General features: G+C 42.5%; 8 protein-coding genes. All 8 read right to left on the bottom strand.

What is annotated here, in order from left to right; all coding sequences use genetic code 11:
• Window positions 1-21: 21 nt before the first annotated feature.
• Window positions 22-3210: an IncHI-type conjugal transfer protein TrhN gene (gene trhN, locus ACQG2Q_RS20115; protein WP_000776701.1), complete on the bottom strand. Its 3189-nt coding sequence runs from the start codon at window positions 3208-3210 to the stop codon at window positions 22-24.
• Between the two features lie 18 nt (window positions 3211-3228).
• Entirely contained in the window at window positions 3229-4284 is a 1056-nt protein-coding gene (trhU, locus tag ACQG2Q_RS20110) for an IncHI-type conjugal transfer protein TrhU (RefSeq protein ID WP_181231580.1), read from the bottom strand.
• A 144-nt stretch (window positions 4285-4428) separates the two neighbouring features.
• Entirely contained in the window at window positions 4429-5940 is a 1512-nt protein-coding gene (locus ACQG2Q_RS20105; RefSeq protein ID WP_001256132.1) for a TrbC family F-type conjugative pilus assembly protein, read from the bottom strand.
• Complete coding sequence (trhF, locus tag ACQG2Q_RS20100) at window positions 5927-6439, bottom strand: IncHI-type conjugal transfer protein TrhF (RefSeq protein ID WP_001286760.1); 513 nt, start codon at window positions 6437-6439, stop codon at window positions 5927-5929. The genes ACQG2Q_RS20105 and trhF overlap by 14 nt, the downstream gene beginning before the upstream one ends.
• Window positions 6440-6716: 277 nt before the next feature.
• Window positions 6717-11021, bottom strand: coding sequence for an IncHI-type conjugal transfer protein RSP (gene rsp / locus ACQG2Q_RS20095; RefSeq protein ID WP_001232109.1), 4305 nt, complete (start codon window positions 11019-11021; stop codon window positions 6717-6719).
• A gap of 119 nt (window positions 11022-11140) precedes the next feature.
• Complete coding sequence (locus ACQG2Q_RS20090; RefSeq protein ID WP_000235773.1) at window positions 11141-11695, bottom strand: plasmid transfer protein; 555 nt, start codon at window positions 11693-11695, stop codon at window positions 11141-11143.
• Window positions 11696-11703: 8 nt separating this feature from the next.
• Entirely contained in the window at window positions 11704-12129 is a 426-nt protein-coding gene (locus tag ACQG2Q_RS20085; protein WP_000836981.1) for a hypothetical protein, read from the bottom strand.
• Window positions 12119-12571, bottom strand: a complete 453-nt coding sequence (hdtA, locus tag ACQG2Q_RS20080; RefSeq protein ID WP_000952689.1) for a H transfer determinant A — start codon at window positions 12569-12571, stop codon at window positions 12119-12121. Before hdtA ends, ACQG2Q_RS20085 begins: the two co-directional genes overlap by 11 nt.
• Between the last annotated feature and the right edge of the window lie 254 nt (window positions 12572-12825).

Raw genomic sequence — 12825 nt, 5'->3', positions numbered from 1 at the left:
AGGGGCCTAACGGCCCCTTCTTCAATATTTCGGCAACTGCTTGCCCGTAACCGGATCCAGCGTAGTTGAACCTACCTCACATATGGCCGGTCGAGGTAAATAGCTACAATCTACATTTTCCTCTTTTATAGCCTGAGCATTTTCTTGTCTGGCCTTTATCATATTTTCTTCACCGCCCATTGCTTCCTTGGTACGTTCTGATGGAAGTTGATAGTTCTCATTCTGGAATGGTAAGTTTTCCACAATTGATTCTTCGGAGAATTTTGAATATTGATCAGGAACTTCTCCTACCTGAACTGCATCATTAATCCACTCCGTCAGATCAATTTTATCGAAATCCAGTTGCTGTATTTGCTTTATTGATAGCCCCACGCAATTAGAGGCGACAGGGTCTATTCCTAATTGCGGATAAGCTTGTTGCATAATAACGCGTGACAACATGGAATTATAACAGCACATGTCTGTTGCTTTTTTAACGCATTTCTTTGTGAAACCAACATTCAGATATTTGACGCATCGTTCCGTATCTAATGTAAAACAGGATTTTTGATTCTTATGAATAGAAGCTTCCATCTCTTTCTGGTCGCATGCTACCAACATTTCTAAAAGCATTTTAGTGACCTGATAGGCTGTATAAATCCAACCGATCACGTTTAATGCAAGCATAAAGTTTTGAACCGCAGCCGAGAAGACAACCTCTCCTCCGGTAGTAGCAACGTTCTTAAAGACAAAGTCACGAACTGTATCTGGTAGCAATTCGTAGGCTTTCTTCATTGCCATCTGCTTAAGCTGACCTATACCGAAGCTGGACATTGTTTCCTGTGCCAACTGGCCAGCACCTCCTGCCCCTCCAGAAGTTGCGGAAGACCCAACTGCCCTGCTTAGATTACCAGCGACGTTTTCATATACGCTCGTTAAGGAGCTCGTGACGTTGTTCCACATTTGCCCTACTGTTTTACCAGCTGATGCAGTCCACTCTCCGACCGCATTAGACATAGAAGCCCATGTACCTGTATCACCGCCGGTCCATTTTATTAGCTGAGCATTAACTCTGGTCCAGTTTGTGTTTCTGATCATAGATCCGGCAAGCATGATACCTTCAAGTGCTCCTGCGGTTCCCTGTGGTGCTTCGCAGCAGTCCGTCTTTGCCAGGCCATTTACAAAGCCTACTGAACGACCACACCATTCAGGTTTTCCTTCAAAGACGGAACATGAATTGGCATCGTTAGGGTCTTCGCATTTGGCTTCGCCCTGCATGTACTGAACCATGTTTGAATAAGCCGCAACTTTTCCAAAATCGTTGTTCTCTTCCTTTGGCCCAGTTTCGCATGTTCCACCTGAACATGGGATCATGCCAACACAGGCATTTGTAGAAGATTCAACCTCCCGAACTACATCCTTCCCTCTGTCACAGGTGTATTTCTGTTCATACATGTAGCAACTGTTAGTGCCCTCATCGAACCAACCCTCTGCACATGTTTGTTTATCGAGTACACATGCTGCATCATTTTTATAAGCACTACATGCATCAGGCATACTCTTTATTTCTTCATAGTTGTAACAGAGGTCCTTTCCATTAGCGTCTTTCATAATTTTTCCACTAGCGTCATAAGAGCAAATTTTGTCTTTGGCCAATGGATCACAAAAGTAGCCTTCAAGGTTTGTCTTCCAGGTAAGAAATCCTTTATCACCTTCATACAGAGGCTTTGCCAATGAAAGCACGCTTTCCGGAAGCCGTTTTGTGCCAACATCCATATCTTTAAACCGATCGAAACGGCAGAATGTATTCGGAGCTTGTACAGCATCGTAACAACCAGCTGGTTCCTGGACGTGCTTATCTTCGAGCTTCATATTTTCAAAAGTCAGCTCAACCTCAAAATACCCTTCACCCTTCCCACCAACCCATACTCTGGATGCCATTGTCACTTCTCGATCAGGCTCCTCATACACCGATTTTCTGACCTTATCAGTCACATCGTAAACCTTGTCGAGTTTCCACGATTTTTTTAACTCCCAAGATCCCTTAGGAGCCGGATAGTCACTTTCTCGATATGCACCATCTATGTGAGCAAAAATCTGCGTGCCATCAAGTGTTACCCGCATGTGGTCATCCCACTCCGCGTTAACAATCTTTGCTGAGGCCAATTTTGCATCCGGATGGAATTTTAATGTCAGTTCGTTATCATATACCCCGTCACTCCAGTAGTTGTCATCACGGCGACCAAACCATATACGCACACAATTATCGCCGCACATCGACATGTCTCCGTTTCCGCCTGAAATGTAAACAGGGACTGAAAAATCACGGGTTATCGTGCAGCTGCTGAAGTTATCTTGCTTAGGCGAGTTACAGTAGAACTCTTTGTAATCAGGATAGTGTGTGGTTACTGTTTTTTTAGAGGTCTCAACATTACAGTTCTGAAGCCAGTTTCCAGTACCAGCAACAGCATTTGTTATCTCATTTCTCCCCGCAGTAAACATGGGATCGTTAGGCTTTATAGATGATGCCGGGTTGTCCTTGTTAGCATTTACGAGGGTGCGGTAGGCAACGCCATCATAACTTTGAGCATCAAATAACTGGCTTTTCCGATTCTTTATATCGTTTACAAAGCCATCCTCATCCCCATAACGATCTGCGGCATTGAACTTAATATCGCTGTGCTTTTGCTCTGAGCTGAAAATCTCTCCGGTATTTGTTTTGGTTCCAGGAGTAGTATTGGGATTACTGCTTATACCAATGTTGCCATTAGCATCCCGAGAGAGCAGCTTTGCCCCTTCCTTGGTATAGTTTGAATTGATTGTCCCTCCAGACATACTCGGCAGTTGTACGGCGCTACCAATGGACTTTCCATCGGATGCGGCATTTTTCATGACACTTTCATTTGAGTTCCCTGCCCCATACTTTCCGAGATTAAGATTAGCGGATTCGGCTTTACCCACGTATTTCTCGGTGATCTTCCCACTGACATTCTCGCCTGAATCCGCATTCTTGTACTTCTCAACAATGTCCTGAGCACTGGTTGTCGCATTGCGATTTGCGTTAGGATTAGCAAGATTAAAGTTACTTTCGAGCTGGTCAAATATAGCGTCTGCCGCATAAATACGAGGAGTCATTACCATATTTATGAGAGAGATATAAAAAGCCCAACTCATAGTATTGGCAATCATTGATGCAATAATAGTTGAAGCTATCGTTTTTCTAAGTTTCATTATTTTTACCCTTAGAAATCAAGCGCCTGGTATATATCTGACGCAACAGTCATTGTAACGCCACAACATATAGACATAATTATCATTGCCTATTTTTTTGCGCCCACCTTTAAGGGTTGACCAGTCATGTACCGAATCACCAAGACGATGACAGCAATCCGGCCCTTTCGCCTCAGGAGTTGGGAAAAGCATTGAAAGCCGATACTGGGAACGAGGTGTAAAGTATTCCCACGTTTTCTCACACATTGCGTCTGCTCCCATCGTTCGCATCAGCATTCCCTGGCGATGTAGTTTAGTCAGAAGACGCTGGGTTATCAGTGAACTCGTCCTTACAGCGTCATCATTTGCGTAAATGTGGCCGGTTAATGGATAAAGGTTGCCATCGCATCCGGCACAAAAGTATGCAGCGAGATTATCCTTTCCTGCTGTTACTGCTACACAGTCAGCAGCGCACACCATTGAGGCAATTGGGTTTGCAAAAACTACTGCCTCTGGATTCAGGACGAGTGTAAGCAGATCACTTTCCCACATAGGGTCCACTTCGCTTATATAGGTCAGGCTGGCATCTATATAGGGTTCAGCAGTGCACTCGCCAATAATCAGTAATTTGAGCATTGTCATGATTGGGAACTCCCAAAGATGAACATCGTAAAATCCGGCTTCAGTTGCTGTCATTGGCTGATTTGTGTTGCTTTTACCAATATCAAACTGCGATTTTTGAAGCATCGTGCCTTCAAGAAAGGGGCTGCACCAGGGGCTCTTTACAACTTCAACAATCTTCACCGGCTGAAAGAAGCTCAATTGCCAACCTATTTCCGGTACGCCGTTCTGATCTGTGCAGTAGCAACCCGGACGTGAAGGAGCAGCGCCTTCTGGAGCTGCCCCTATGCCCATTATCCTCATGGGAAAAATGCAGCTCCAACAGATATTCTTAATCAAGCCCTGCCACACTCCAGCTGACTGACACATAGCCCCAGGGACTCCAGCATCTGCTGCCATAGCCATACCCGGTATAGAAAGCGAAAGCATAACTGCTACAATGAACTCTAAAAGTAACTTTTTGAATTTTTTCACCATCATGCTCACTTGGATGTAATAAATGTTGCAACACTTTCGATATAGTCGACGGCTTTGGTAAAATAACTTCTCATCTGGTCCGGATAATTTAGCGTCAGCCATGTTGCAAAGAGAGCGCCTATAATAAATCCGAGTTTCATCTTATTTTTCCTCTGAAAGATTTGGGGCTCCGATACCACGGACTTCTGCCTCGCTAAACAGGGTGATCCGGAATTTATCTTGGTCAGTAGTTATAAGCGCAGGTGTGTTTTTAATCTGAAAGCGTGAGATGATCTGTTCGTTAACTTTAAACACCTTACCGTTAAATTTTTCACGTAAATCATTTAGGTGATCCCATCCATTATCTTTTTGGATACGGGTAAACATTGGCATTACTTTTCCACTACCCAGACGTTGTCGATACTGCTGCTCAGCCCATACCAGCTGGCCCGGATTGAGTGGATCGAAAATTATCATCGTCAGGTTTTGAGGAAATCTCGAAAGTGGATTAATCAACTCACCGGCGGAAGCTATTACACGGCCCTGCTTATCTTTTACGTCCTGAGTGACCCTCACTGTAGGGTCAATTAAAAATTCTTTGTGTTCCTGGGCAGGAGGGAGGTCGACCATCCATTGATTTTTCCATGTGTCAGAAACGGCCCTTTTTTTTGCACCTTCCCAGTCATATTTTTGTGCACGTTCTTCCAGTTCTTTAATGATGCTCTTTTCTTCAACGGGATAAGTGGTACCAGCAACCGGGAAAATATCCTGATCGGGTTTTTTAGCAAGTTCTCGCTGAAAAAACTCAACGTTGAAGGAGCCTACCATTTTTGCAAAACGAGCTTGCTCCCTAGAAATAATTGTCGGTACTTGAGTTACTTGATACTGACTGAAGCTATCAGGATCAATTGTAATCAAAGGAGATTCAAATTTTCCTTTGACAATCATTTGGTTTATTGCTGCCTGTGTCTCTGGTAGCCGAGTAGTTCCTTTCTTTAGACCATTGAAAACTACACGAGCTTTATGCTCTGAGGCCGTACGTAGAAGGTCTTCCAGTACATAATCCGGCAAGCTAAATGAAGCAAAGATCGTTATTCCATTTTCAGTTGATAGTGCTTCTTCACGTGTGCTATCCATTTTTCTTTCGAAGTCAGCAGCTGTGATGCCCGAGGAACCAAACAATTTTTCGATATTTTTAGATTGTCCTCGCATGACTTCCGGCTTATTTTCCACAGCTTTCAGAGCCGCTTCATTAAGGCTGGCGTTTTCTTGAATTTCATCACGTCTTCTAATTATATCGTTGACAGCTTCAGAGTTATTACTTTGGGCCCTGATAGCCTGGGTATGGTCTATAACTGCTTGAACACTATCCGCATTCATACCGGGGACGTAACCACGGTTTATTTGCTTGCTCAGGTCCTGGTTTTTTTGGAGTGCTTCAGCTTGCGCTATGTACTTCTGCACATCTGGTGATTTTAGCGTAGCATCAAGGCTAAGAGCCCCATCTGGCTGCTGTGCACCTTTAGCCTGTGCCCCAAGCCCTTTTGCTTGCTGAGCGATTAGGTCAGCATCATGTTGATACTCAGTGCTTGCATTTGTATTACTTAAAACTGCACATAACGCAAGTCCAGGAAGTATTGGTAAATATTTTTTATTTACATTAAAAGATCGCATATGTTTTCCCAATTACTGAATTCAGCTTTACTGTTCCCCAAAAACGGGAATCCCATGAGTGATCGGTTTGCCCAATTAGGAAAACTTCGCCTTCAGGAATTATCAATTCTTTTTCAATCAAAATGGACGGAATATTGTATTTCTTCGAAATACGACGTGCATTAGCTTCAAAAAATTTGTCCCCGTTATAAACCCCATCCATTGTTACTTTAAGTTTGTCACCGCCCACACCGGCAACAATTTTTATGACTCGTTCATTTTCTGGGATAAAACGTACCGATTTCGGCATGTTAAATGCTATGAGTTCACCAGTTTTAATACTTTTATCCGAATGATCAATCATATAAAAATCAGCAGGCAGGCACCCATTCAATAAACCGTATCCAAATGTATAACGGGTGAAAAAGACACACATAACGAGAATCAGCAATAAAATATTAAGGGGGACATACCAATCCAGTATAAGCAGCCCTCTCTTTTTAGGTATGTAGTCGCTCATATTTTTCTCACTGGCACTGAAGAATATTTTTACTAGGCAGATGCACCTCTATCCAAGTAACTATTATCCATGTTTTTCAACGCTCGGAAGTCTGCAAACTAACCTAATATTCACCTATAAGAATGTTAATTCCTCAGCATGTATACGCAGCTTTGTTAGCGGCCATGAAAGATGCCTTTGGAGCAAAGTTACTTTCCGACATTAATTTTTCAAAGGTCCAATTATTGGGTATAAAAAAGCCGGGACATAATGTCCCGGCTTTATATTTAAAAATTAACTACTCACTGCTTGGTATTGATACAGTGTTTTCAGACTTACTTGCCTCTTCAGCCGGTCCGAAAACTGTCACGTGCTGTGTTGCAAAGTCTCCACTATCATCATAAGCAATTACTTTTATGTCCTGCTTACCACGGTTAAGGTTTTTAGAAAGTGTAGCCGTACTACCGAAAACGTTCCTTAATTCGCCGTTGATGAACCATTCATATCTAACCATTTTTCCATCAGTATCATCACATTTATTGGTAAAGCTCCAGCTTAGGTTGGTTTCCGTGTAGCTCAATGTACAATTAGGCACTGCGTTTTTAACGACATCAAACTCAACAGATGCTGAACCTCTCTGTCCAAGTTTACTAACAACATCAATTGTAATCTCGTATTTCTTTTCTTTTAAACCCGAGATCAGTTGAGCCCAATAATTTTTGCCGCTGGGTATTACTTCACCGTTCACCTTGTATGTGACCGTATCTATCGAGTCCGCCGAATGAGATAGCTTGATGTTTGACCTTAAGGTTACATCGAGTGGAGCTCTCATATATTTGTTAGAGAACTTGGGTGTCATCTCAACGTTCATTGGCGTTTGTTCATCGACAACAAAGGTATTTTCGATACGCTGTTCATTGTTTCGGTTATCTTTGAAAACAACCATCAATGTATATTTGCCAGGATTTTCAATTGTAAATTCTTTGGTGTCACCTTCATCTTTAGTGATTACCAGATTCTCTTTGTCGTAGATCCATTCACGGGAATAAGTAACACCAGGATAGTCTCCATCCTTAATACCGCTCAACGCAACGCGTAGGGTGGTCGGTGCCATGTCGTATTTAAGTTTGGAGCTTATTTTCATCTCGGGAAATTTATAAACCCACGATTTGACAGAAACTCTACGGGTAGAAACCGTATTCTCCTTATTGTCCGCTAACCATGCACTGTATTCAAAAGCAGCATATCCCTGTTTATCCAACATTTGCTCAGTAAGGGTAACAGACAGTGAAGAGCCCTTAAATGTCTGGCCATCCGGTGTTTTCCATTCTTCAACTACGTTATTACCATTCTGGTACTTACTGTTAGGGTTCGTGAACTTACCTTCCAAAGTAACTTTTTGACCAACCTCTACCTTTGAAACCCCCGTTACCGAGACAGAAAGGCGCTTGGGTTTTGCGGCTGCCAACCGAGCAGACGTTTCCTTCCATGAAGACTCCTCTGCCAGTTCATCGGAATCAAGGTAACGCATCCGGGCATAAATCGTAGACGGTAGGGTATCAGCTGAAGCCACAGTGTAAGTTGTATCTCCCTGCACCCAGTTGACTTTATCCTCTGACCAGAGAACCTCAGCGGTGCCTGCTGGTATAGGTTCATCGTTATCAAGCAGGGTTACAGGTATATCTGAGCCCTGAAGAATGTCTGTAACATCTATACTGAGCTTAGGCTGCTTGTAGGTAACTACCGTTAAGGCATCTGTGTAGGAAATCTTGGATGTGAATTTATTAGTCATTTTTGCCCTATAAAGCCACTTTCCTACTTCTGTCTTTTTGATACTTACACTTCTCTTTCCGGTCATGTCGGAAAGCATGGTCCAGGTTTGACCATTATCAGAGGACTGCTGCCATTCGGTGGGGGCGAGTGCATCAGAGTTAGCCGTACTGGCAGATTTGAAGCTTACCAGAGTACTAAGTGGGATCCTTCCGATAATAAGGCTTTTCGACAGGTTACCCTCCAGTTCCTCACCTTTATAGATTCGAATGCCTACAGCACTGGTCTCACGTTTCATTTCAAAATCAGAGAATGGCGATCTGACCTTAGCCACACCAACCAGACGCATATTACCCAGATCCATATTTTCAATTTTAATCTTGGTTTCGACAATGCCCGCATCATTGACCGGCAATGCTTCAGTCAGCGCAGTTCTTTCGTATGTAGTTTTATAACGGCCTGTTTCTGGATCTTTGCCGTATACACTTTTTTGAGAGTATATCGTGACGTCCCATTCTCCCATTGTTTTACGGTCAAATGCACTTTTACGTGTGGAGTTGTTATAACGCCCCACTGTTACCTTTAAGGGCACTTCAAGAGATGTGGCTGTTTTTTTGTCATCCACTTCCATCGATGCTCGAATATTGAAATCAGGCACCGTATATACGTTGAGGGTGTCTGTAGTTCTTAATTCTGGATCCTTTGAGTATTCTACAGCTATGTCAAAGACGTTCTTTGTCCACAATGGTGCAGCAGCAACCTTGACCCTTTGTACAAAGGTCGTTGCATCGTTGTTTGAGGAACGATTTTTAAATGACGTTTTGACAGCCTCAGAGCCGTTTTGAGAGACGATCATCGTAACGTCAGCTGGTACCACCTTCGCTAATATTCGAGCGGCCTCCCCCCCGGTCGTATAAGCCAGAGCAGTGTTCGGATTGATGCCTGCTATGACTTTATTCTTTTTGTAAGAGATGATCGGGTTGTATGGTAATTGTGTGGTCAGAGTACGGCGATTCCTTGCGGAAACCGCTTTAGAGCCCTTCCCGTTAATCATATAGACTTGATAGTCGAGCAGATTCTCACCTGTTTTATTAAAGAATCCAGTTAGACCCGGGGTACGTCCTTTAAAATAGAACTCCAACCCATCAGGGACATTGTTCCACTGAGGGTAGCATGCTGTAACATCTGATTTTTCCCCATACCAGGCGAGGTAAGCATTCGCATTTTCCTCTGTGGTAAACAGAGTGCATTTATCACCAGCTGTTTGACTAAGCAGGTCCGTATACTGACGTACGCGCGAGTAAAGAGTTACGTTTTTTTCCAGATTCTTAAGAGTGAATCCAGTAGGTTGATAAGTGAACACGGTACTGAAATTTACGTTTTTTCCATAAAGGTTTTCAGCCACCACAGTAATCTCGTGATCCGAATTAACTGCTAAATCGTCTCCAACCGGCAGGTAGTAAATACCTTTATAATTTGTAGGTGTTAACGAAACTACTTTGTTGTCTATTGTTACTGATTTTATGTCAGCAACCCCAGCCTGCCCCTGGAAAGCTGCAACGATAATCTCGTTCAGGAAGTATACGGGTGCTCGTTTAGTTAATACCTGCCCATCTTTGAGAACCATAAGCGTTGGGTTATCAGACAGCATCAGTTTGCTTTCAGGCTCAGTGTACGTAGAAGAGTTTTTGCTCGTATTTTCTACTGTAAAAGTCGCTGCGTAGGACCCGTTTATAAGATCCGTTAAGTCAAAGATATAGAGGTACTCATCACCGACTTTTTGAGGTCCACTTACCGGCTGTAAAGTTCTACGTAAAGGGGTTGCCCAGGACTGTTTGAAATCAATCTCAGTGCCATCATCTAAAGTCACTTTAGTCGTCGGCTTAAACACGCCATCCGGAGTCATAGTGAGCGACATAGCTGTTGGGAGCCACCATTCACCTTCTGTTTCTTGCTGGGGTACCTTAACGGCCACAGCAACGGTTTTGGCTCCGGTATAGATGTCCTGGCCACCTACTTTGATTGTTTTAGCCTCATCGGTAAAATTCCAAAGTGTATGGTCTACTACAGGAGGCCGATAATCCCAGTTAACAACAAGCTTTTTGGATTCAGGAGGTGCGAAATAATTATTCTTAGAGTTTGCTGTAATTGTGATATCACGTGAACCCAAAAGTTCATCTGTATCACTGGCCTTAATGCTTCCAACTTCAATGGTACAGGAAGTTCCGCCAATAGGTACTTCACAGGCGGAGCCTGAACCTATTGAGATGTATTGAATATAATTGCGGGGTTCAACAGAAACAGCGATATCTTTGATCGCTTCATCCTTTAAATACGATTTGAAAGAAAAGCCGTCATAGACTAATCCGTTCAGGGATGATTTAAGACCGGTGATAGTTGGTTTTACCGGTGCCACACTTTTGATTGAATATTCACCTTTTACTATTTCAACTTTTTTCCGTTCAGAACCAGAGAAGTAAGAAATCTTGTAAGGTAGTTTTAAATCACCGGTGGTGTTGGGAACGCCTGAAAGAGTGAAGCCGTTAGAAGTTAATCCCAAGGTATTGGGTAACCACTCAAAAAAACAAACGAGGTTATCAACAGAGGAAGTCGCTCGATCATCAACCGTTACATTACAGGCTGTGCCTGCACCTGAGGCAGTGATAGTGTTAGAATTAACGTATGCAACAAAGTCGCCCGGCCCCGGGTCAAAGGATACGGCTGGCAAATCAGCCTGTAGCTTTCCTGAAATCATAATCGCTTCAGCATAGACCGCTTTAATCGGAGCAATTAAAGAAAACAACAGGGCTAAACCTAAACCTGATTTTCTCATGACGAATACCTGTTTTTCTGAGCAAAATTAAACTCACTTTACGATGAAAAACAGAAATATCCGTTCGTATAACATTTAAAAAAACCTGTATTTTTCCGTATATTCCGTATGTTAATGCGCTATTTTGAATTCTTGGCTTCAGATAAGCGAAGCGCGGTAATTATAGACTCGGAGCTTACCCAGGGCGTTTTTTGAGCAAGATATCCAAGTATGTAGAGGCCAATTTTAACGCAATCCATTTGTGAGACGGGGACCATGTGCATGAAGGGTTTTAAGCCATCTTTATCGACTGGAACTATCCCTGCGGATAACAACAAACCGCCCCTCTCGTTTGGGGTAACGCTTATATTTTTGTATACGACGTGGCCATGATGTGAGGTTTTCCTCTTATCAATCTTTAAAGTATGCATGATTCTAAGAAATACAGATGCCATCTGCATAACTTCATTCGTCGACAATTTTAGAAGTACAGAACGGTTTGAGCCCCAGTCATAATCTTTTTTTGCGTTCCTTGGAGCGACGTGCAATGTAAGATAATAATTATCAATCTCATTTGAAAAAGGTGAAGGTTTTGATGAGCTAACATCTTCATTGTTCATCTCAATGACAAGGGCTGCATCCTGACCAAATGCTTTAACATTATGGTTTTTAAGAGCGAAGTCTGAAGTTGCCATATAAAAAGTCACTTTTGATAAAACCACATACCGCCTAATGATTCATCATCGGCAAGATGCTTGAAATTTGATAGTGTAAATCCTGTTTTGGTTTCAGAAATCACCAGGCTGTAAGATGCCGTATGTACAAGGCGAGAATTGTTTAGATCAAGATCATCACAAAAACCAGGGCTTTTGACGGGGTCAGCCTTTTCAACAAAAGTTACTTTTGAAGCGATGCCGTTGATCACGATTTTCTCGTTATCAGCAATTTTAATGTTTAAAGAAGGCGAGCTTTTATCACATGGCAGGAAGAGTGATGTCTTTTTAAATGTGTTTCCAGTGAAGTCCAAAAGGTCAGGTTTAACCGGAACATTGTTTAGGATTTTATAAACTCCAGCAAATGCACATAACACAACAAAACCAGATAAAACATATCTAATCTTAGACTTCATCCCCCAGTTCCTCTCCTAAAAGTTTTAACGCGCTTACGCACATAAGCCTCAACTGATACAGTAAGTTATCAGCGGTTATTCCACCAACGAAGGTAACTGTACGTCGTATTGATGCTCCGCCAGGCTCGCACTGGATATGGCCAATACCAGAATCACGGAGGAAGTCATTTTCTGCACTTACAAGGTCTGACTCTACAGGTGGAATGATAACTTCAATGAGTATTGTATCAACTGGGGCCCACTCCCAATCGAACTTAAGAGAGGAAATTGGGGATATAGAAACAAGAAGCTCATCAATATTAAAAATTACGGGTTTTATTCCCATAACCTCAGACTGAATGAAGTGGCTTTCTACCATAACTACCGGAAACTCTGAAATAGTCAGAACTCCGATTAACTGGTCTCGGCGTAAACCATGTATTAGTGAGTTGCGAGATAGCATTCGATCAGCCTTTATTATAATAATCAATCATTTGGGACAAGGACAAAAGGGATTACAGAAACGAAGATTCTACATGAACATCGTTGTCAGTGACCTTAGGTCCATCGGGTATAAGGGTATCAAAAAATCCTTACATAACCATTAAACCACAAAGACTTTTTACGTAAAATAATAATTAAGTACCAGATTTATTAAGATAATTCTTAGGTTTTTTACAAATTTAGGAAAAATCCGCACTTCCTGTAACAGCATCC

Source organism: Enterobacter cloacae complex sp. 370H10 (genome assembly GCF_050031535.1).
GTDB classification, from domain to species: domain Bacteria; phylum Pseudomonadota; class Gammaproteobacteria; order Enterobacterales; family Enterobacteriaceae; genus Enterobacter; species Enterobacter intestinihominis.
Note: the sequence above shows the minus strand (reverse complement) of the source record. Positions and strands in the feature narration are given on the sequence as shown.

Bases quoted from the DNA above. Each gene is read 5' to 3' on its own strand.
- ACQG2Q_RS20105 (WP_001256132.1), bottom strand. From the start codon at position 5,940: ATGCGATCTTTTAATGTAAATAAAAAATATTTACCAATACTTCCTGGA.
- ACQG2Q_RS20085 (WP_000836981.1), bottom strand. From the start codon at position 12,129: ATGAAGTCTAAGATTAGATATGTTTTATCTGGTTTTGTTGTGTTATGT.
- rsp (WP_001232109.1), bottom strand. From the start codon at position 11,021: ATGAGAAAATCAGGTTTAGGTTTAGCCCTGTTGTTTTCTTTAATTGCT.
- trhF (WP_001286760.1), bottom strand. From the start codon at position 6,439: ATGAGCGACTACATACCTAAAAAGAGAGGGCTGCTTATACTGGATTGG.
- ACQG2Q_RS20090 (WP_000235773.1), bottom strand. From the start codon at position 11,695: ATGGCAACTTCAGACTTCGCTCTTAAAAACCATAATGTTAAAGCATTT.
- trhN (WP_000776701.1), bottom strand. From the start codon at position 3,210: ATGAAACTTAGAAAAACGATAGCTTCAACTATTATTGCATCAATGATT.
- hdtA (WP_000952689.1), bottom strand. From the start codon at position 12,571: ATGCTATCTCGCAACTCACTAATACATGGTTTACGCCGAGACCAGTTA.